Below are 22,409 nucleotides of genomic sequence, written 5' to 3'. Positions count from 1 at the left end.
TGTGTGACCGCATGGGCGTATTGCCACATGACCGTACATGCTAACATTTACACGGCTGTCTGTTGCTTATCGAAAGCCACAGCACTTGTTTTTCTTTTCGCAAGCAAAGCCTTTCTAACAAGGCATTGCGAACACTTGACGCACTCGGTGTGTCAATTCGGAAAGCCAGTGCTACGACCATTGGTATAGCGTACACATCTACAAAGTAGCCGTTGGGCAGTCTAATGCGCCTTTCCACCTCGTAGGGCTTCAATACTCCGCTCTTGTATACGGCTCGGATGGCTGCACGGAGTGTCGGGGCGATTACATCGAAAAGTTCCATTAACTCCATTTCGCTCATCCATACGCTGGCAGTATCGGACGGTACGGCACCCCTGCCGTACTCGTCCATCGTGATTGTTGTCCGTTTCATATTCCTGCCACTTTGATATTGCCGAATGACTTGCTCAGCTTGTCGCCCAGCATAGTCAGGTCGTTATCCAATTTCTCTACGGTAATCTTTGCATAGATTTGGGTCGTTTCGATGTTCGTATGCCCCAAAATACGGCTTACGCTCTCTATCGGCATACCCTTACAGAGAGCCAGGGTTGCGAATCCATGACGTGAGCAATGGAAGCTGATGTCCTTATTTACACCGCATTCCCGTATCATTTTCTTCAACGGTTTGCAGATTGACCAATAGTTCAAATTTGGGAAAACGAGATTGTCTTCTTGGAACGGTCTGTAACGCTCAATTATCTGTAAGGGAATGTCCAACAGCTTCACTTGAAACGGTACGCCAGTCTTGTGACGCTTGGAGATAATCCACTTCTCGCCGTTCACCTCCACGATGCGGTCGGTAGTCAGTTCCTTGATGTCCACGAAAGAAAGAGCGGTAAAACTCGCAAACACGAACAGGTCACGGATGTATGCCAGCTTCGGGTCTGCGAACTCGTGTGTCATCACCGCTTTCAATTCGTCTTCAGTCAAAAACTCACGCTCCTTGACATTAGGGCTGATGTGGAACTGCGCAAACGGGTTTCTCGGTATCAGCCCGTTGAAGTGCGCACGCATCACCACGCCTTTCAGCCACATGCAGTTTGCCCAAATACTCCCGTTTTGTAATCCTGCTTCGGTTGAGAGATAAGCAGCGAACTCCTTGATAAAATCGGGAGTAAGTTCCAGCATCGACATGTCGTTGCGCTTGTAAAACGACTTGATGAATGCCGCCACATGATTCCTTGCCCGCACCCGTGACTGGTAAGTAGCCATAACCCTGTCTTTCCCGACACGTTTATTGAACACCTCGTTATCCCTGTCAAAGGAATTAAGCAATGTTCCGTACTCACAGCCTATGCCTTGGTAAGCATTGCGTACCATTTCCGCTGTGACATATGCCTCACGGTCGGATATGCGCTGGTAGTGCTTGATGATTTGCGCCTTGATATTGTCAAGTGCAAGGTTCGTTTCCCTTGCCTCCACGCTCTTGCCCTTGGCACGGTTGCCTTTTGCGTCCCAAAGTTCCTTTGAGATGCTCCGCTTGCAACTGAACTGCGCCACCGTCCCGTTGATTGTAACCCGTCCCATAATGGGGACAATTCCGTTCTTCTCCTTGCTGCCGTTCGCATAGAACAGCACGCGAAATGTACTTCTTGCCATACTCGTTCTTTTTTGGTTGCAAAACTATAAATCAACGAGTTAAACCTTGACAAGCAAACCTACGCAGAGCGGCGCAAACGGAACGGTGACTGTTAAATCTGCACTTCCATCGGGTAACGGATAGGAAACCGTTCTTTTGCTTCAATCCGCTTTGAAACGGTTTTCAGCCCCTTTTCCAACTTCCGTGATTTTCTCCTAACTGCTTAATTCCCAATTTCTATTGCGTTAATCTTCCGAAATTTGGAGGTTATTCCAGAGATTCTCCGTAACTTTAGCCTCTGAAAACATAGTGGTAATCGCTTAAATGGTATAACTTGACACTATAAATTTAATGCTTTTATCGCTATGTTCCTATTTTTCAGAGAAATAAATTTAATCTTTATATCGAACTCACGTTAAAGATAGACAATAATCTGGCTGAAAATGCGATACGTCCTCTGACGCTCTCAAGAAAGAACTTCCTCTTCTGCGGGAATCATGAAGCTGCGGAAAATACAGCGGTCATCTGTTCATTGCTTGCCAGCTGCAAGGCACAGGAAGTCAATCCGAGAGAATGGCTGAACGATGTCATCGCCAGACTTCCATACTATCAGGAGAAGGACTCCGGTAAAAACATCCGGGAACTGCTTCCGGATGTCTGGAAGTTGAAGAAGTCCAACGAAAATCCAATTGAAGTCTAATAGAGATACTATAGAATAGCAAACTCTTCCTGTCAACTTTATACTCGTTGATAAGAAGAGTTTGTTGTTTTTTACAAATCTACAATGTGTACTTTATCGGATGCTTACGTATTACTAATGCTACGCGCTATGGATAAACACCGGATTACAACAAACAAAAATAGCCAACTGATTCGCAGAGAATCAGTTGGTTATTTCCATACAGATAAAATGTTAATCCTTATGAACACTTCTTACCGAAAGGAACGTTAAACCCTATGCTGAAGTTGGCATTGGCGCGGTGAACAGGGAAATACTGTGGAGTTACTTTCACCATCAGATGGTCCATGCCGATAAAGAAATTGAAACCGGCGGGGTGGAAGTTGATTATCCATCCGAAGGACGAACCGAACGAGGAAAGCCCGTAGTTAACTCCTGCTTCGAACCATGACACCGGGGCTACATTGGCAGACAGTCTACCTTCACTCCAACTGTATTTTCCGTTAATGCGGGTGGTAGATAGGAAGCCGAATTTCAGTTTCCGGTAAACCGGAAGAACGTATTCGGCACTTAAGTTGAGCGTAGCTCCCAGCATGGCTGTACGGCTTCCTCCCGTAGAACGGCGGTGAAAGCTGGCGTATTCTTCCAACCCCTTACCCAAATCGTCTATCTGAGATTCCAACGAATTAGGGTCGTCATCACCCAAATCCGAATCGATGGCAATGTTTTGAAAGCCACTAAACTCCCACGGTTTATTGGACGTAACAGCGTGGATGGTATTACGCCATGAGATGAAACCGAAATCCAATAACGCTGCCGACAGGGTAATTTCATTGTTCAACTTATAAGATGCACCCAAATCAATTGCCGCACCCATTCCCGAAAGTCCGGGAGTATCAAAGTCGATATTTTCCCAGTCTACCAAGTCTTTTTCGGCTTCGGTATTCACATCTTTGCCGCTCTCCTGCTTGGTAGGCATATACAGTCCCTTGACGGAAGTATTCATTTCACCGTTCGCCTGTACCATCCATTTGTCTTGTGAGAGGTTTACAAGTACATCGTTCATCTTGACACTGGCATTACCAAGTCCCACCAAGAGCTTGAACTTACCGCCTACACGCAGGCGTTCGTTAATCTGACGTGAGTGTCCGAGTGCCACTTCAGCATAATTATTGGTATGGATGTTGATATTATCCATGCGATATTCCGTACTCTCGCCCTGCATACCCAACTTCATAAACTCGAACAACTGAGACGGCAACGAAAAGCCGGTAGATGACTTCAGGTTTATATCGAAAGTATTGAATCCTCCCCACTTATGGAATCCGAAAGAAAGCACCGACAGGTTCAGATTAACGTTAAAACGGTTTCTGTCTTTCAGCTTACCGATAAACTCATCTGCTCCTACGCTTTCATTCAGAAAAGTAGTCAGACGGTCGCCCTGATACGGATATAAAAACGTACTGACTCCGATATTTCCCTGCGCCTCAACGTTGATATTTCCGAGGACAGGGATACTGATATAATTACGTTCGGCAGCAAATGCAGGATTCAACTGATGACGATAATAAAAACCGTCTAAGAAATACCCCGAACGAAGCGGCTGCTGAGCAACAGCAGCAAACACACACACCAACCACAACAGAATACTTGTTCCACAATAATAACTACATTTCTTTATCATAACTTCAGTGTCTTTTAATTCAAATCTATTTTTATTCCTCCTTTAACCGATACACGCACATTGGTAAGCGTCAAGGTTTGATTCTCATTTAACTGTTGTGACTCATTCGTGGCGGGAGACGTAGCGTTAGCTATTAGCAACAAACCGTCTAATTTAGATATCGAACCATTTTGTGAAGTCAACTGAATAGTTATCGTAGTAGTGGTTGGTTGTTCCATATAGCCTGCGGCAATGCTTTTATCCACCGTAGCAACGATGTCCGGAATTTCATTGCCGTTTACGTCAATCGCCTGTACGTCCAGTTTCATATTCAGCGGTATCGCATTTACGGCATCCATTGTTATCGTAGCAGCCTTCATGTCGTATTTATCCAAATCCTCATGCCATCCGTCTAACGTATCCCGATAAACAATATTTGTTTTTTCGCCAAACGTCAGCGGAGCATCTATCCGAGTTTCGGTCAGTACGGAGTAGGTACGTCCCGGACGCACGTAGTAATACCGGTCGGGCACGTTCGATTCAATATCGTCAATGCTGATATATTGAGGAATCTTTTCTATCAACACATCCATGTCGGTAAGCTGAATGCTCTGGTCGGCACCTTCAACCTCGGTGTTTTGTTTATGGAAACAAATCACATAATTTTCAACACTCTTCGGTATCACCACCGGAACACCGTGTTTGTCTCCTACCTGAATGGAACTACTGCCGTCTTTCCGATGCGCAGTTATCGTGGCATTAAGGTTGACATCCACCGGAGCAGAGTTGGTTACCGTTACATAAAACTTGGGATCGACCAAATCGACTACCACGTCTTCATCAGACAAGAAGTCCGGAAGATTATCTATCTGTATCGATTCCATCTCGATGTTTATCTCCGGCTGAACCTTAACCTTACAGTTCATAATCTTTCCCTCACGCAGTCGAGGCGTTCTCATGAAATGAATGTTATGCCGGTTGGTATTTTGCACAAAGTCTTTTTTATAGAAATAAATCTGTCCCTCCGAAACAAGTTCCATGTCTATTTTCATTTTGCTCGGATAAGTAAAGCCACTGCCTTCGGGCATATTGGTAAAATCCAATACGCGAATCATAACGGGGATATTCAATCCGTTTTCATTAACCATCAAATCTTTTTTGAAGAAAATGCTTTTCCCATTGCGGACTTCTATCAACGATTTATCGGTGTTCTCAGCCTCCGATATTACTACGTAATCCGGAAAATCAATTTGATATCCGGCTTTCAGATAAATCTTCTGCAAGTCGTTATCGGGCAGGAAACGATATTCCAAATCCATTGGCAGTTCCGTAACTGCGCTGTCAATCGCCAGCAACTCATCCGTAACGTCTGTTTTTTCAGCAGTAACCGATGTAACTTCCCGCTGAACCGGATACTCTATTGCCTCATTTTCAGGCAACGCATCAAACATCCCCTGAGGCATTTCAAGGAATGTTTCCGCTCCTTCAGAATCAAACATCTCGTTATTAAACAAAATACTGTCAACCTTCACATCGGTTTGCTGCGGAGCCGTTGACTTTACCAGCGAATAAAAGCCATTCTCATCGGCCTTCACGATGCTGGTTTCATCCATGTCCAGAATCTTTTTCAGCGTAATGGCTTCCGTGTTGCTCCCCGGAATACTCAAGTCACCTCCCACCGTAACGGTGTAATCAATGTCTTTCGTCAAATCGTAGTCGTTATCTACACACGCAGTCACTCCCAGTATCAGAAAAGCCCATGCACCATGCGAAACGAATTTCAACAAATTACCTTTAAACATATCTTTATCATTAAAATTATAAATAAAATATCATGAATCCGTTCAAACCTACAAATCTGATTAACAGCACATTAAATCTAATCAGATATTCTGGAAAACGCAACCGTTAGCGTTCCTTGTTTCATGCGGTAAAGTTCCCCGGTTCTACCCATAGAACTTACCTGCACTATGGGTAGAATTTTTTCACACTCCGAATCATGCCGGATAACGTTGAAAAAAGCCTCTACCACGACTTCACCATCCTTTTACTTTATACACCAAATACCCAATCCACTCATGCAACAGTTCCGGCCACTCAGACAAGGTTTGGAGCGATGGCATCCAGCTGTCTCCCTTACCGTCTATCCGCACCTGCGTATCGGTAATGTAATAGTCCGGATGCAAACCTTCGGCTTGGAAAGCCGACAACGAGCGGCGCATGTGGACTGCCGATGTTATCAGCAGCGAAGGAGAAGTGCGCAGACTGTCGCCCAGCAACTCCAGCGTACGTGTAACATTCTCTCGGGTGTTACGTGCCTTGACCTCTAATATCACATCATGCTCAGGCATACCCATCGCCCGCAAGAAAGCCATCATCCCTCTCGGATTACCTTTCGGTCCCTGCCCCGTAGGATTTTCGATAATCGAACCATCGGAAGCTAAAACCAATTTCTTAACTGTTCCTTGTTTATATAAATAAATGCCAGCCAATAAGCGGTCGGCTATCTCACTAAATTCTACTCGATTTCTTTCCCAGTCCCAGTTGCTGTATCCGCCCAATACAATGCCATACTGATATACCTTGCCTGCCGGAAGCGGATGGTCATACTCTTTATACCATTGTTCCTTGACAAACCGGGAAAACGGCTGGTTAGTAAACAATATAACAAGAACAATGTTCACTCCATATAAAACTTTTTTTACGATTCGGCTCTTAACCAACCATGCCAAAACCAAACATACAATGATATAAAACACAGGATTACAAACAAATGAAAGCAACGAGGAGAGAATAAAATACATAGCTATTTTTTGATTTGAGCTTGATAAATTTCTTTTAACTTATTCCATAAATCATGCTGTTCATACCGATTCGCTATCATCGGACGGGCCTGTAGAGCCATTGATTCCCGCTCTTCCGTATGTGTTGCCAGCCTATACATCGCCTCATAAAGACTGTTTTCATCGCGGGGTGGAATAATCAAGCCATTCACTCCTTCCTGTACGATTTCATTACATCCGTTGATATCGGTCACGATACAAGGCAGTCCCATCGCCCCGGCTTGCAAAACGACATTGGGAAAGCCCTCGCGGTAACTGGGGAAGACAAAAACATCCGATGCGGCAAGGAAAGGACGGATATCGCTCCGCCAACCCATAAAACGTATGGCAGGATGGTTCAAGAGGATTTGCTTGGTATCGGGCTGCAGCGGGTCTAACTCATCTTCGAAAGGACCGACCAACAGCAACCGCACCTGAGTATGCTGCGCATACAAACGCAAAAAAGCCCGGACCAGCTCATTCATTCCCTTGTCTCCCACTACTCTACCAACGAAACAGAACGTAACGCAGCCCTCTTCACGAACGGTCGCAGCGGTTTTACAAACCTCCTGCGTCCGACTGAAATACGACAAATCGATACCGTTAACATTCCCGTTACCAATAATGCGCAAAGGCTTTGAAGTAATATGATACCGCTCCAAATCGCGCTTCACACCTTTCCCTTCGGGATTAACCAGCGTGGCACAAGCGCACGTCAACCGGTCGGTAGCCATCAGCAGGCGTTGCTTCATACCTACCGCCGTAGGAAACACCAGTCCGGTAAACGTATGGATACGCACCGGAACGCCACACATCCATGCCGCCAACATCGCCAACAGTCCCGCTTTCGGGGTATGCGAATGTACCATCCACGGCTTCTCCTTACGAAACAGCCGGATAAGCCGGCACAGAGAAACTAAATCTTTAAAAGGCGAGATATGACGCTCCATCGGTACGGCCACCGTGCGCACTCCCTCTCTCCTGCCCACTTCGTCTAACTCTTTGCCGGGAGATGAAACGGCTACCACTTCATACTCCTCTGCCAACATCTTCAGTTGTCCGGGAAACAAGATTTTCAAAGACATTGGAATTGTTGTAATACGAATCACTTTCCGCTTCATAACTTATATCCGCTTTTCACCACCCGACACCGATTCCCTACCGCCAATACACCATCAGGAATATCTTTCGTAACTACCGAACCGGCACCTATTACACTCCATTTCCCTACCTTCACACCGGGAATGATGACAGAACCTGCACCGATCCAGCTTCCTTCGCCCACGGTAACATTTCCGCACAGGGTACAATGCGGCGATATATGAACAAAATCCCCAATCCGGCACTCATGGTCTACCGAAGCTCCGGTATTGATGATGCAATGTTTTCCTATCTCTGCATCGCTCTGAATAATCGCTCCCTGCATAACCACCGTGCCCGCTCCCAACGTACATCGCCGTGAAACGATTGCCGACGGATGAACCGCTACACCGAAATCAGCCTCAACACGTTCGGCTATCATCCGGCGTATCCGATTATCGCCGATGCTTATTATCAACGGCGACTTGTCTGCCTGCCACTCATGAAACACTGGATAGCCCGACAATTCGTTTTTCTCCCGATTGTCGTCTATCAATCCTTCAACCGTCATGCCACAAGCCTCCAGAATATCTATAATCACTTTGGCATGACCACTTGCTCCGTATAAAAACATCTTTGCTTAATTCTTACCGTTAAAATATTCCATCGTAGCCTGTCCTTCCTGCGAAATGCCTTCCCTGACCAGCACTTTCTTGATGGTCAGGAAAAAAATCTTCACGTCAAGCAGGAACGAACAGTGATCTACGTACCACACATCCAACTCAAATTTTTTCGTCCAACTGATGGCATTTCTGCCGTGAACCTGTGCCCAACCTGTAATACCGGGACGTACCTCGTGTCGGCGTGCCTGCTCTTTACTGTACAAAGGCAGGTATTGGGGCAACAGAGGCCGAGGCCCGATAAGCGCCATATCTCCCTTCAGCACATTGACCAGCTGAGGTAATTCATCAATCGAAAGCGAGCGTACTATCTTTCCGATTCTCGTCAGACGTTCCGCATCGGGCAACAGCTGTCCTTGCTCATCGCGTTCATCAGTCATCGTCTTAAACTTAATAACTTTGAACAATTTGCCATATCTACCGGGGCGTTCCTGAAAAAAAAATGCACCGGCCCCCTTGTTAGCGACATGCAGCCCTACCGTTATCAACAGCAAAACAGGCAACAAAATCAACAAGGCAACCGATGCAAACAAGAAATCGAAAACACGCTTCAAACAGTGTCTATACATAGGCTGTCATTTTACCAGCTCCGCACTATAACTCAATTTCGACGAGTTAAGCAGAATAGACCCCAATCCATCTTCTTTATACACGTGTATCGTAAACGAATAGTTTTTCGCTTCGCACGTAACATGCAGATTAACGGTATAATGGTCTCCCTTATCGCGGAACGAATAAGCCGTTACTTTTCCTTGCAAACTCACCTTTTCATCACTCTGTTCGTTCACCACATACGGCAAACAAAGGGTAGCATCTGCCCCATTCACCATCATAAAACACGAATCGGAAGGCAACGCCTGAGTTTTTCCATCGCTCAAGAAAGCCATATCTACCTTCAACTTCCAGTTTTTCTCTTTCACCGCCTGTGTAACGGTTTGATCAACAGTTTGATTTAAATGAAAAACTGATGCTTTTACCTCGGCACACCATACCGTTAAAAGGCAGGTGATTAGTAATACGAATGATTTCATAATAAAATGAATTTATAAAGTTTTGTTTCATGAATCGTTATTTAATAAAAGCGTCACAAAATCAAGTAATCCTCAACCTTGTTTTTATCACATAAGATAATGTATCCCAATGAGACAATACAGATTTTAATTTAAAGAAAAAATACTTCAACTTATATTTTTTAGAATGGAACACTTCAAAATCAAACTCATCAAGCCATAAACATGCCTGACGATAAGAAGGTAAAATATTCTCTTTATTTCCTCTATAACGTTGTTGAATTTCTTTCCAATAACAACGATTATGAATCGGGAATTTATAAGTCTGAATAATTTTATTTATAGATAAACGTATTTTGTCAGGCTCAATATGAAAACCATAATTATTAGGCTCTTCTCCTTCTACAATCAATCCATATACACTACGCAAACATTTCTCACAATAACCACAATTTTTTCCTCCACTACTCTCCCAACAAACTCTCAATAAAGGATATTGTCCCACTCTCCTTGCATAAGCACAAATATCACCTACCTTTTGTTGGCGAGTATACATGTATTGATCATGTATTGTGTTACAACCCGCAAAAGCCACATAATTATCAATTGTTGGATGACTAGCACATGTTACATTATTGACGGCATAACTAGAAGCTATATATACACAATACAGCTTTTTAAGGTAGGCTATTGGAGCTACTAATCCAATCAATCCAATGCCATGTTGGAATCCATGCCACCATTCATCACCCGATTCTTTAACAAGTACACTCAATCTATCGACAGCTATAAATTCTCGGAAATTAGCCTTTACATATCCATATTCCAATCCCAAAGATTGAGCGACTTTTCTGGTATGCCCATAAACATTATTCCATCCTTGCGTATCATTCAATTTTATATCCGCTCCCCATATTGTAAGCAAAATAGGACGTTCATTGATATGGTTTAACAAAGTAGAAAAAGCATCAATGCCACCACTAAATAACACAGTACAATTCCGTTTACTTCTTTCTATATTAATCTTATTATCGACAATATTACCAACCTCAAGGATTCCTCTGAAAAGCATATTCGGATACATTTTACAATATCCTTCTTTAATTTGTTCTAACCCATTGTAAAAAGACTGATCCAAAACAGGAAGGTTCAAAAACGAATCGGTTAACCATATAATAGGCAATACATTACAAACAAATGGAATAACAGCTATACTATCAGGTACAGCAGATATATCATTTATATATTCCGAAACAAATATATCTGTCTGAAAATATCGTTTTACATCACCATCTACTTTAAAATGAACGCATATTTTTGTTCCAACTTTTTCTATCTGAATAACTTCAATCTTATTCATTTTTCAACTCCTAAATATTATTACTTCATCAACTTTACATCATCTATGTCCGCCAACCAAGTATCATAAAAACTACGATTCTTACCATAACTGTTATCTAATAACGTAAATGGTTTACCCAACAAAACGCAGGAAATAGCAACGTGCAACCTTGTTGTATATACATATTTATAAGAACTGACAAAACGTAATCCCAATTTTATAAAGTAAGGCATAAGAATAAAACGAAAATATCCATCCGAAACCTTACTAAAAATTTTGGGGAAATAATAAGATAAAAACAAGAGTCCATTTCCCAATTTTTGAACAATATGTTTCTTCTCAAATGTAGGCCAATCAGAGATATTTACCTCATCTTTCTCCAAAGGCAAAGAAGAATAAGATTTATTCAGTTCTTTATCTTTTCGTTTCAAAAATAATACTTTATGATTACATTTAGACTGAAACCTATGTATCCATTCAGGCAATAAGCAAAAAGCCATATCAGGAACTAATAATATTTTGTTAGCAGAAAAATAAGTTTGCAATAACTCAAACGATTTCCTGTCCCGTGCACAAATGGTCAAATTCTTATGTCGTGACATTATTTCTGCATCCCGCTTCATTGTATCCAAATCATTATACCAAACTGTTTGCGGGAATATGATGATAGGATTATTGGGATATTCTTTTACAATCTGCAACCTAAAATCCTGGGATTTGCGCCATATATCTCCTAAATTACCTCCACCATGCATCAAAATTATAGTTTCAGAAGATAAATACTTATGTTTATAAGTAAAAAAGGAACATAGCCCCAACTGTTTGTAAGGCAGTTGCCACAAAAAAGCCAATTCTCCTTTCCATATCAACAAATCGCCAATATTCTCATGATACGGCAAATCATATAACACATAATCATTATTTATCAGAGGAATAAGTTGCTTTTCTATACAGCGCCTCAACTGCTCACATTTTTCTTCAAAAATTTTCTCCATTGCGCATATTCATATACAGCCTAACACCTTTTAAACTTTTTGTTCATGTCTAAAAAATAATACTTTAAGTAAGTATAATATTGCACCGATATAACGGATGAATACAAACTGTCTTTCCGCTTTATATCGCTTTACATAATTCGTATGAGTTATATGCAAAATAAATTCCAACTGCTTAAAAATACATCTATTGTCAATGTGTTTCGCACAATCCTTTATGATAACATCCATACTATCACATTGTTTTTGTAAGCGAGAAGACATAATTCCATGAGGATTATGTCTGTAACAATAAGTGTTTTCTAACAAAAAGCATACAGCTTTCACATTCTTAGCTAAATAAAAATTCCATAACAAATCTTCATGTACGATATTTTCCTTAAAGAACAAGCCATTAGATAATATAAATTTCTTAATAACGAGCCTATTCCATGCTTCTATCGGATAATATCCATAAGTTAGCATCTCATTCTTTATTTTTCTCGAATTTTCCGTAAACTCAGGAAAATTTTTACACTCCATATCATAATTGCTGTTTCCTGCATACACCATTTCTGCCTGAGGATGATTTTGTACGCATTGAACCATTTTTTCAATACAATCCGATTTTATATAGTCATCACTATCCAAGAAATAAAGATAATTTCCTGTCGATTTCAATATTCCTGTATTTCGGGCAACCGATAAACCCTTATTACATTCATGTCGAACAATAATATATTGTTCTTTCCGGCTTGAATTCTCCACAAAGCGAGCAGCCAACTCCATACTATTATCCATACCGCAATCGTCTACGATAATTACTTCTATATTCTGATAAGTCTGATTATCAACCGAACGCAAACATTCCTCTATATAAGGAGCTACATTATAAACCGGAATTATAATTGAAACTTTTATATCCATACTTCTAAAATTACACTCTCTTCGCCCTCAACTCATTAAAACCGACAAAAAATCGATATAACAAAGGACAATAAAAAAATCCCATAAACAAGATTTTATAAACAGTTGAAATATATTTATTCTGAAGAAAACACTTATATATCTGCTTATGCACTTCTTTTATCCGCCTAACCACATTTTTCAGATACACCTCCCTGCGTCCCAAAAAACGGGAACTAAATAAAACTTTGTATAATTTCATTACACAACACGCCTCTTCTGCCGAACCTGACGGTATGTATCTTAAACATGTATATGAAGCATCTATCCTATCTATTATTTGTTTTTCTGAAACGCTGTGAGAAGCAGATGTATTACGCTGAGTATAATAATATAATTTACTATCTACCTCAATAGCTTGACGGACTTTACTAAACACTTCTACATTAAATAATAAATCTTCTGATACTTTAAATGCTGAAAAATAGATATTCTCTAATAAACACTTATCGTATAATTTATTACAACAAATCATATATTGCACGTCTTCTCCCGACTTTCCAAACAATTTGCACAAAATCTCTTCTCTCGACAATTCTCGGAAATGAGGTTCTATAATTCTTTCAATCTCTATCTCTTGATCAATATTTACCGACAAGTAACGAACCATAGAGAAATCATAATCCCCCTGCCGGACTGTCATATACAGTAACTCCAACATTTGAGGATGAACATAGTCATCGCTGTCAATAAAAGAGATATAACTTCCTCTTGCCTGCTTCAAACCATTGTTACGGCTTGCCGAAACACCCTGATTAGATTGATGAATAGCAATAAACCGACTGTCAGATTGGCTATACCGATCGCAAATCTCACCCGAACCATCGGTTGAGCCATCGTCTATCATCAGAACCTCAAAATCGGTAAACGTTTGAGCCGCTATACTGTTCAAACACTTTGACAAATAAAGTGCTGTATTATATACCGGAACGATTATACTTATTGTAGGATTTAAGTTATTCATTTCTCTCTCTTCTGTAACTCTGTTTGGAACAGATTCATCCATTGTTCAACAATCTTTGAAATATCAAAATCTTTAGTTCGCTTCAATGCCGCTTTTCCCATACGCTCGCGCAACTCTTGCGACTGAATTAAACGAATAATCCGATCTGCCAAATCTAATTCGCTCCTGCCTTCCACCAAAAAACCATTCACCCCATCTTGTATAATATCACGCGGACCGAACGGACAAGCAAACGAAACAATGGGCAGCCCACATGCCATAGCCTCTAAAAGTACTAATCCGAAACCTTCGTATAAAGAAGAAAGCACAAAAATAGAAGACTCTTCCAATTTAGCATGTACATCTTTTGTATAGCCTTGCAGAAAAACACAATCTTCAAGCCTTAATTCTTTTATCCAATGAGTTAGATACGGTCTACGAGAACCCTCTCCCCAAATATTCAACTTCCAATCCGGAGCTGCTTTATGAACAAACTGCCACGCCCGTATCAATGATGCAAAATCTTTCTGCAATTCCAATCGTCCTACGGCAACTACTGTATGCTCACGACAAACAGAATAAGATGACCTCTCCAATGTCAATGGATTATGAACATACGTGAATTTATCATTATCTGGGAAATTGGTCTCTTTATCCTCTTTGGTCAAGAGAACTATTTTATCATACCCTCGTGCATTTAATTTATAATCTACAAAATCTAATAATTTGGCTATCCAATCCTTTCCATACGTATAGTGGCGATAAGTGGAATTGAAATGAATTTCGCGTATTTTTACAGCCTTAGTCCTTAACCACGGAATGATGTATTTTTCTCCTTGCCCCACAGAAATAATGACATCGGGCTTTATCTGGTTTATATATTTCTGTAAACGAAAATAATGACGAAATATCCGCAAATTTGATTTTATCTGATGAAGTCTTGATTTATAATCATCTTTATAATAATTCACTTCCAGATTAATAAAATGTACTTTCGGGGATATTTCTTCTACCAATACATGTTCTTTCCAGTTGTCTGTAACGATGACATAGACTTCGTTCCCCGCAATTTTTGCCAACGCATTCGCTTTTATCAACGTTACTTTCTGAACACCTCCCAATCCGCGAATACTATTCAGACAATATACGATTTTCATACCTTTCTACTTAACCGATTATTCGATGTATAACTTTTAACAACAATAATAAAGGTGTAGCCAACCGATGTTTGGCGCAAAAGAAAAACAGTTTCCAATGAATAGGAAAATAAGTAAAATCTAATTCTCTATAAGCCTCTTTATAATGGGATTGCCCTATAATATGAAGTAACTGTTTCTTTTTTTGCGAAAACGATTGGTCGGACATACATTCATTCAATCCTAATCCTATTATGCTCAGTGCTATCCTGTTGGACAATGCTGTACGAGCTTTCTCAGAACAGGCAGACCGACCCATATACTCAAACAATTTATTCCAACGCTGATACAAGTCCGGTTTATATTTTTTCGTCTCTGCCCCTGCATTATATTTTCGATAATGATAAAAGGCTTCGTGCAAATAAACAGCCTTCTTTACTTGCAAAAAAGCAAAGCAATTAAACAGAGTGTCTTCCGCCGTTCCTATCACTTTCAAATCAACAAATTTGATATCCGTCAATACCGAACGTTTATATAACTTTCCCCAAATAGTTCCAAACGAATCTAAGGTCTGCGGACGAACCAATTCAGTACCTGTCGGAGCAATCATACGGCATTGCAAATCTTGACAAGCCTTTTCATCAAACCTCTGTGAGTTTTCAAACAATGACCTTCGCTCGCTTATATACTGAAACTCACGCATGTAATCAAACAGACAAACATCCGAGTTTGATTCCTGCATAGCTTTCACACATTCAGTTACAGCATTACAATCCAACCAATCATCAGCATCGACAAACATGATGTATTCACCTTTGACCAAATCCAATCCCTTATTACGGGCTTCAGAAACACCTTGATTGTTTTGAGAGATACAACAAAAACGTTTATCGACCACATATTTCTGAAGTACCGACCAACTATTATCTTTGCTGCCGTCGTCTATAACTATTACCTCTATATTCGTATAACTTTGGTTCTGCAAAGAATCTAAACACTGAGATAAATAAGTCTCCACATTATAAACGGGAACAATAATTGATACCAAAGGATTATCCATTTCCGTTGAAACGATTTATATAATACTGAGTTAGCCACTCGGCATTGTTAGTTATATCAAATCCCGCTTGCTTAATTTCTGAAGAGGTATCTTTTCTTTTCCACCGTAACAAGATGGAATCCATTTGTTCTGCCCATGTGACAGGCGATTCCTGTAAAGATACTTTAACATAAGAAGGTAAGATTTTAGTCTGACAAGAAATTGTATCTGAAACCACACAAGGTAATCCTGCCGCTTGAGCTTCTACCAACGACACAGGAAGTCCTTCGTAAAAAGAGGGAAATAAAAACAAATCGAAAGCACTATATAACAATGACATATCCGCCCGATTTCCTAAAAAACAAACTGATTCATCTAATCCTAATGAACGAACTTTTTTCTTAATTGGCCCCATCAAATCTCCACTTCCCACCAAAATAAGCATACTCTCCGAATGAATTTGGTGAAACGCCTGAAATATATCTATCAGAAAATTATGATTCTTTTGTGGACAAAATCGACCAACATGGCCTATTATTATTTTATTTTCCCAACCCAACGACCTTTTAGCTTCAATAGATTTCTGAAGATTGTAACTAAACGATTTTGAATCAATCGCATTAGGCATAAACTGTAAGTTGTATCTGTTTTTTCTTCCAAACAACCATTCTCCGGCTACTTCACTACAAGTAAAAAAATCGGTAGACAAACCGCGAATCTTTTTTGCCAAGCACTCACGCGGCAATCTTTTTAATTTTTCTTTCCATGTCTCGCTTTTAAAAACAGGAGCATTATGTGCATGACAAATCCTGACAGGTACATGATGACGAATAGCTTCTTTAAAAGCGAAATAACCTAATTCGGACATGTGGGAATGCAATATTCTGTATTCCGGATGGGTATCAAAAAACTCTCTTAACAATCGCTTATACCGAAAAATATTTTGCGGATAAATGGGGCACATGCGAAAGATTCGCCCTCCCATTGCTTCGATTTCGTCATCGTATGCTCCACGCTCCTGACGATGTACCATAAAATCGAATTGTACCTTCGTCTTGTCTATCTTCCGATAGTAATTCATCACCATTGTTTCCGCACCACCTCGGTTCATTATGGTGAATAAATTCAATATCCTTATCGGTTCACTCATGCTTCAATTTAAACTTTTTATCAGACTTAACTTTATACTCCGTGTACTTATACAATATAAATCCCGGAATAATTGCCAACAAAGTAGCAAGGGGTAACGGAGACTCAGATATAAAATATTTATTTTTAGCACGTAACGAACTTGATACGTAATGAATACATGCCCTAAATTTCCGTATCCAACCCGGCATCAACTTCATATCTGCTTTCCGGATAAACGCAAATCCTTTCGGATTATTCCAGTACTGTTTATACATATTCCGGCTGGAACCATCCGCCTGATATTCTACAACAACCAACGATTCGTTCATCGTCAGCAATTCATAATCTTGATCTATCAACTGATACTTATATCCCAAACTGACATAACGTTCTCCATCAAACAAAGGATATTCGGGATATTGCCGAATAACTTCTGTACGATACACCAACTTTTTGTCCCCTTTTCCGCCCCGTGCATAAAACCCGTAAAGCGTAGTCGAGTTCATATCTTCAGGGAATTTTGTTCCGATAATCTTTCCGTCTTCCGTCCGGTCTAAACCAATCAATCCGGCATACCGATTTGAGCCATTTCGTTTCCAAAAAGTAATTATTTTCTCTACCGCATCATCAGGCATGTAATCATCAGAGTCAATACACGTATTCAACTCAGTTTCAATATTCCGATAGGCAGTGTTATGCGCACCGTGCATTCCCTGATTCTGCTGATAAATGTATCGTATCGGAATTCTATTCTCTTTTATCCAACCTTCAACCAACGCTCGTGTATTATCCGAAGAGCCATCATCCACAATCAGCCACTCAAAATCTTTACATGTCTGACGGCAAAGACTTTCGTAAGTCCTACCGATGGTATGTGCCCGATTGTAGGCAGGAGTAAATATAGTAAGTGTTTTCATCAATCCTTATTCCATTTTTATACCGCGCAAACGATGATACCATTGAGAAAGTTTCGTCCGCCACGGCTTATTATTTATCCATGATTGCCCGAACCAATGAATCGTATAAGTATTATCGGTTCGATGAAGCCTACCGGTTAGATAATCATACGGCGTAAAATAATCAGCAGGAAAAATATTAAATCCGGCAGCGCATTGTTTTTTTCCGTTTAACTGTAATCCGAACTTATCGACTAACAGTTTGGTCCACTCTTCCACATTGGTAGTTTGGTCTAAACTACCATCTTCCCGAACAAAAGAACGACTATTATAAGAATCCATAAAAGAACGAATCACCGGATTCTTAGGCTCTGTTCCCAAAATACTGGTTGCAATCCACTTTGTTCCTTCAAAACCTAAAAAAGCAGGATTATCTAATAAGCTGTCAAGCGAACGGACTACTTCAACATCTGTATCCATATAAATCCCTCCCTCATTATATAAAGCATACATACGGGCAACATCACTCACAAAAGCCCATTTCCGCCGTTCGTATGCCTCCCTACAATATCGGTTAATATGAATGTCGAAGTTTGTTTCGTTCCATTCCTTTAACTGATAGTCGGGGCAATATAACTTCCAAGTTCGTATCATCCGCCGGACTGCTTCGGGTTTTCCTTTTCCCCCAAACCAACAATAATGTATTACTTTAGGTATCATCTTTTTATTTTATATCCAATGATATAATCTCCTTTAGGCAAATATGCCATAAGCCAAGAAAATAGTAGAGAAATTATAAAAGTAAGTATAACAACAATCAAGGTTTGAAGTCCATAAGAGTTTATAGAAACGATAACATCCCATTTCCATAAAATATATCGCATAATAAAGATATGACTTAAATAGATACCAAATGAAAGATTGGATATCAACTCTAATCTCCCCAACATCCAAGATGATAAATGGCGTTTACCATAACTGAATATACCTTGAAACCATACGGCACACATTATTACAACAAAAACGGAAAGATACCAAAACAAACTGTAAAAATTTACGTTCAAATGAAAGACCTTACATAACACAGGAGCTGCCAATGAGATAATCAACAAGGGGAGCAATCTTTTGAAAGCAAGTACTTGAGGATATTTACGCATATAGTAACCCAATAAGAAATAACCTGCATAACCGGAAAAGTAATATAGGATATTTTCTGCTCCATCTTGTATTTTCAAGAACAATTTAAGAATAGGATAACATAAGCTGATAAGCCAAAGCAATAAATAGAACTCTACTTCACGCTTACTGGCTTTCTCTAACCAACGGCTCATAACAGGAGCAAGAAGGTATAATCCTATCAAGGTATACATAAACCACAACACTCCATGTCCCTGAGCTGAAAAGGGAATAGAAGCAATAGTTTGGATCCAATTTTCATCCTTTCCCATTATTATATTATAGCCTACATAGACTACAGTCCAAACCAACGTAGGAACAACAACTTTTGATAAACGTTTACCTAAAAAAGTCTTCGTATCTGTTTGTACCGGTAAAAGTAATGCACCAGATACCATGAAGAACAGTCCTATACAAGGCGCTGTAAAATAACTTAATGTAGAAAGAAACAATCCATTCGCCCCTTCTTTGGGATACGGTGCGTGCATACAGATTACCATAAGACAAGCTAACACCCTAAGTATATCTAACTCATATACTCTATTTTTCAAAACATTCATGAATTTATTAATTGATATATTTTTTCAACTTCTCGCTCATTCCCGTAGTCATGTGTCTGTAAATAAGCAATCAAGTTATTCTGCAAATCTCTATTTTTTATCACTTCTACAATACCTCGGGCACATTCCATGTTATCAAGTGGCACAATGACTCCATCAACGCCTTGCTGAATTTGACTTTGAGCTGTCGGATAATCAGTAACAATTACAGGTTTACATAGTATCTGCGCCTCGCGAACCGTTACCGAATTCCCTTCAAACCGCGATGGTTGTACATAAATATCACATGCTTTCATATAGGGATAAGGATTTTCCTTTTTTCCTAAAAGAATTACATATTCTTCCATTTCCGCCTCTTTAATTTTCGAACGTATCAAAGCCTCATCCCCTCCATATCCAATAATATACCAATAGACATTGCATCCTGTTTCCCTTATGCGTTTACAAATATCCGGCACATTATCATAATTCTTAGCAAACGTATAGCGCCCTACTGAAAGCAAATTGACCCGACTTACATCTTTAGAAAAGATAACGGGAAACTCTTCAGCACGCTTTCTCACTAACGATGGAGACAGAATATTATTTATTTCTATCATCTTATCTGATAAAGAAGGGAATATTTGCGAGAAAGTCTTTGTAACATCTTGTGAAATGGACGCTATTTTATCAAACTTATCCCAAACAGGGAGTTCTTTATTTACATCAACACTGATTCGAGTATAATCCGTATGAATCCAAGCTATCTTCTTTTTGGCATGAACTTTTTCTGCTACAATATTATGAGGAGTTAAGAAACTGATAGCCAAATCATATTCTCCATATTTATATAAATCAGGAAGTAAAGGGGTCACCGCATTAAACACGTATTGAAATATGGCCGATCCTTCTTTAGGACGACAGCGTTTTACATAACGCGAGAATTGAAACTTTGCCCACAGTCTTGCCAACGCAATCTTCCAACCGCCTTGCTTTAAGACTTCTTTGATAGGCTTCTCAATCTGTGCATATTCTTTAACCTCCGGAAGTAAATGAATTCCTGCTGGAATCATTTTCATTAACTCTCCACGATGACTGTACACAAACAAGTCTACATCATACCGAGAAGTATCTATTGCATTGAGTAAACCTATCAGACTTATTTCTGCCCCGCCAAGTTCAAGGTAGTGAATGGCTATGAAAATACGAGGTTTCATACCTTTATCAAGAGATTATTTTAGATTTTATCATGTGACGATTTGAGATGAGTTTTCTCAGTTCAATCCGGTCTGCCGCATAGCAGCTTATCCCCTGCACAAACCGATGCTACACATAGTATAACCACTGGCTATTTACTATTTAACCCAAATCCGTTTTTACTGCAAAATCATTCGTCCGACACCGCCGTTTTATGAAGGTATCTTCATCGAAAAACAGCTCTCCGCCTACTCTATAAATTGCCTGTATGACCTTTGGTATCTCTTCATTTGTATTGTGCGAAACCGGGACGGGTATCTTCCCATTACTAACGGCTAATTTTATACAAGGCTATAACATTATTCTTGATTTAATTCAAAACAGTTTTTTCTTAAAGTTTCATTTGTAGGTATATCTCGCACAATATATTCTTACTTACATATAAATTGTGAACACCTACTTATATTGAATCTTTACAAGTCAAATTCATTTCAATTTTTGTTTAATATAACGCTTAAATTGAAAGATTTTACTTTTCAATCTTTTTCTGTACAAATAATGCTCTGGAGTTGCTTCATGGTGATTTTCCAGATAACAAAGGGCACTTTCCAGTAAAGCTAAATCATTATATATGTAACCAAACAAAACAAAGTCTTTTTGTACATTGATTTCGACTCTTCTTTTATACAATTCTAGTAAATCTTCAGGCATATCAATACTTTCCAATGTATTAAATAGAATATCTCGATATTCAATATCCCTGTTTAATTCTGTTTCTAACGTTTTTTCGGGATGACTGACACTACCTTGTCTAATCAAGAAAATTGAAAGAGGTTCTTCTATAAATCCTCTGTTGTAATGATAATAAAGCGGAAGCAATATTTGTTGATTAGGCGCAATACGTGAAGAGAAAATTTTCCTATCAGTATGCGTTTGATCAAACAAATCCATTCGTAGCATATTACAAGCTGCATTGAATATGCTATTTGACATCAGAGCCTGATAAAAATGGTTTCGGTCGAATCGGTTGGGGTTGTTATGTGAAATTTTATTTTTTCGTTCTTCTATATTGTTTTCTGTTACAACCCATGCATCAGCACTGACAACGGCACAATCAGGGTGGTTTTGCAGATATTGGATTCGCTTTTCTATGGAGGTGGGCAATAAAATGTCATCATATTCCGGACAAGATAAATATTTACCTGTTACATATTGGAATCCTGTCATTAATGCTTCACTGATTCCTCCATTCTCCTGTTGGATGAATTTAAAATCAATCCCTGACGCTTCAAATCTTTTACTATACGATTGTACTATTTCCGCTGTTCCGTCTGTAGATCCATCATCTACGTAAATATATTCAATAGGACGGTAAGTTTGGGCAATAATAGAATCTAATAACCGATGCACAAACAGTTTTCCATTCCAACCGGGAGTGACAAGTGAAACTAAATTGTTTTGGTAGCTATATTCCATTGTAATAATGAATTGAAGATGTAGTTCTTGATGAACCTATTT

21 protein-coding genes and 1 pseudogene are annotated in these 22,409 nt (G+C 39.7%); 1 reads left to right on the top strand and 21 read right to left on the bottom strand.

Features of this window, described 5'->3' with window-relative positions; genetic code table 11:
• Positions 1–40: 40 nt before the first annotated feature.
• The gene (locus tag M3085_RS01120) at positions 41–412 is read right to left on the bottom strand and encodes a hypothetical protein (protein WP_071149580.1); all 372 of its coding nucleotides are present in this window, start codon (positions 410–412) and stop codon (positions 41–43) included.
• A complete protein-coding gene (locus M3085_RS01115; protein WP_191710008.1) occupies positions 409–1,638 on the bottom strand; it encodes a site-specific integrase in 1,230 nt (409 codons plus the stop codon). The genes M3085_RS01120 and M3085_RS01115 overlap by 4 nt, the downstream gene beginning before the upstream one ends.
• A 395-nt stretch (positions 1,639–2,033) precedes the next feature.
• Here M3085_RS01115 and M3085_RS01110 point away from each other — a divergent pair.
• A pseudogene (locus tag M3085_RS01110) lies at positions 2,034–2,318 on the top strand (IS66 family transposase); the annotation flags it as partial.
• A 220-nt stretch (positions 2,319–2,538) separates the two neighbouring features.
• On the opposite strand, the gene M3085_RS01105 reads toward M3085_RS01110, so the two are convergent.
• The 19 genes from M3085_RS01105 to M3085_RS01015 form a co-directional block, all read right to left on the bottom strand.
• Positions 2,539–3,981 (bottom strand): DUF5723 family protein, encoded by a 1,443-nt coding sequence (locus tag M3085_RS01105; protein WP_249052111.1) that lies wholly within the window; start codon positions 3,979–3,981, stop codon positions 2,539–2,541.
• Between the two features lie 14 nt (positions 3,982–3,995).
• A complete protein-coding gene (locus tag M3085_RS01100; RefSeq protein ID WP_249052110.1) occupies positions 3,996–5,762 on the bottom strand; it encodes a hypothetical protein in 1,767 nt (588 codons plus the stop codon).
• Between the two features lie 234 nt (positions 5,763–5,996).
• Positions 5,997–6,644 (bottom strand): YdcF family protein, encoded by a 648-nt coding sequence (locus M3085_RS01095; RefSeq protein WP_249052109.1) that lies wholly within the window; start codon positions 6,642–6,644, stop codon positions 5,997–5,999.
• 122 nt (positions 6,645–6,766) lie between these two features.
• Positions 6,767–7,903 carry a glycosyltransferase family 4 protein gene (locus M3085_RS01090; RefSeq protein ID WP_249052108.1) on the bottom strand — a complete coding sequence of 379 codons (1,137 nt, stop codon included), beginning with the start codon at positions 7,901–7,903 and terminating at the stop codon, positions 6,767–6,769.
• Entirely contained in the window at positions 7,900–8,496 is a 597-nt protein-coding gene (locus M3085_RS01085; protein ID WP_249052107.1) for an acetyltransferase, read from the bottom strand. Before M3085_RS01085 ends, M3085_RS01090 begins: the two co-directional genes overlap by 4 nt.
• 6 nt (positions 8,497–8,502) lie before the next feature.
• The gene (locus M3085_RS01080; RefSeq protein WP_249052106.1) at positions 8,503–9,111 is read right to left on the bottom strand and encodes a sugar transferase; all 609 of its coding nucleotides are present in this window, start codon (positions 9,109–9,111) and stop codon (positions 8,503–8,505) included.
• Between the two features lie 6 nt (positions 9,112–9,117).
• Entirely contained in the window at positions 9,118–9,573 is a 456-nt protein-coding gene (locus tag M3085_RS01075) for a DUF4251 domain-containing protein (RefSeq protein WP_249052105.1), read from the bottom strand.
• A gap of 61 nt (positions 9,574–9,634) precedes the next feature.
• Positions 9,635–10,912: a hypothetical protein gene (locus M3085_RS01070; RefSeq protein WP_249052104.1), complete on the bottom strand. Its 1,278-nt coding sequence runs from the start codon at positions 10,910–10,912 to the stop codon at positions 9,635–9,637.
• 20 nt (positions 10,913–10,932) lie between these two features.
• Positions 10,933–11,889 carry a polysaccharide pyruvyl transferase family protein gene (locus tag M3085_RS01065; protein ID WP_249052103.1) on the bottom strand — a complete coding sequence of 319 codons (957 nt, stop codon included), beginning with the start codon at positions 11,887–11,889 and terminating at the stop codon, positions 10,933–10,935.
• A 30-nt stretch (positions 11,890–11,919) separates the two neighbouring features.
• On the bottom strand, positions 11,920–12,795 hold the full coding sequence (locus M3085_RS01060) for a glycosyltransferase family 2 protein (RefSeq protein ID WP_249052102.1): 876 nt from the start codon (positions 12,793–12,795) through the stop codon (positions 11,920–11,922).
• A gap of 10 nt (positions 12,796–12,805) precedes the next feature.
• Positions 12,806–13,840, bottom strand: a complete 1,035-nt coding sequence (locus M3085_RS01055) for a glycosyltransferase family 2 protein (protein WP_249052101.1) — start codon at positions 13,838–13,840, stop codon at positions 12,806–12,808.
• Positions 13,795–14,934 carry a glycosyltransferase family 4 protein gene (locus tag M3085_RS01050; RefSeq protein ID WP_249052100.1) on the bottom strand — a complete coding sequence of 380 codons (1,140 nt, stop codon included), beginning with the start codon at positions 14,932–14,934 and terminating at the stop codon, positions 13,795–13,797. The genes M3085_RS01055 and M3085_RS01050 overlap by 46 nt, the downstream gene beginning before the upstream one ends.
• 10 nt (positions 14,935–14,944) lie before the next feature.
• Positions 14,945–15,973, bottom strand: a complete 1,029-nt coding sequence (locus M3085_RS01045) for a glycosyltransferase family 2 protein (protein ID WP_249052099.1) — start codon at positions 15,971–15,973, stop codon at positions 14,945–14,947.
• Entirely contained in the window at positions 15,966–17,102 is a 1,137-nt protein-coding gene (locus M3085_RS01040; protein ID WP_249052098.1) for a glycosyltransferase family 1 protein, read from the bottom strand. Before M3085_RS01040 ends, M3085_RS01045 begins: the two co-directional genes overlap by 8 nt.
• On the bottom strand, positions 17,095–18,000 hold the full coding sequence (locus M3085_RS01035) for a glycosyltransferase family 2 protein (RefSeq protein ID WP_249052097.1): 906 nt from the start codon (positions 17,998–18,000) through the stop codon (positions 17,095–17,097). The genes M3085_RS01040 and M3085_RS01035 overlap by 8 nt, the downstream gene beginning before the upstream one ends.
• 6 nt (positions 18,001–18,006) lie before the next feature.
• Entirely contained in the window at positions 18,007–18,699 is a 693-nt protein-coding gene (locus tag M3085_RS01030) for a glycosyltransferase family 32 protein (RefSeq protein ID WP_249052096.1), read from the bottom strand.
• A complete protein-coding gene (locus tag M3085_RS01025; RefSeq protein WP_249052095.1) occupies positions 18,696–19,715 on the bottom strand; it encodes an acyltransferase in 1,020 nt (339 codons plus the stop codon). Before M3085_RS01025 ends, M3085_RS01030 begins: the two co-directional genes overlap by 4 nt.
• Entirely contained in the window at positions 19,712–20,911 is a 1,200-nt protein-coding gene (locus M3085_RS01020) for a glycosyltransferase (protein ID WP_249052094.1), read from the bottom strand. Before M3085_RS01020 ends, M3085_RS01025 begins: the two co-directional genes overlap by 4 nt.
• A gap of 466 nt (positions 20,912–21,377) precedes the next feature.
• On the bottom strand, positions 21,378–22,367 hold the full coding sequence (locus tag M3085_RS01015) for a glycosyltransferase (protein ID WP_249052093.1): 990 nt from the start codon (positions 22,365–22,367) through the stop codon (positions 21,378–21,380).
• Positions 22,368–22,409: the final 42 nt, after the last annotated feature.

It is taken from the genome of Bacteroides caecicola, from assembly GCF_023337095.1.
GTDB classification, from domain to species: domain Bacteria; phylum Bacteroidota; class Bacteroidia; order Bacteroidales; family Bacteroidaceae; genus Phocaeicola; species Phocaeicola gallinarum.
The sequence above is the reverse complement of the archived record's forward strand: the minus strand, read 5'-3'. Positions and strand labels throughout refer to the sequence as shown.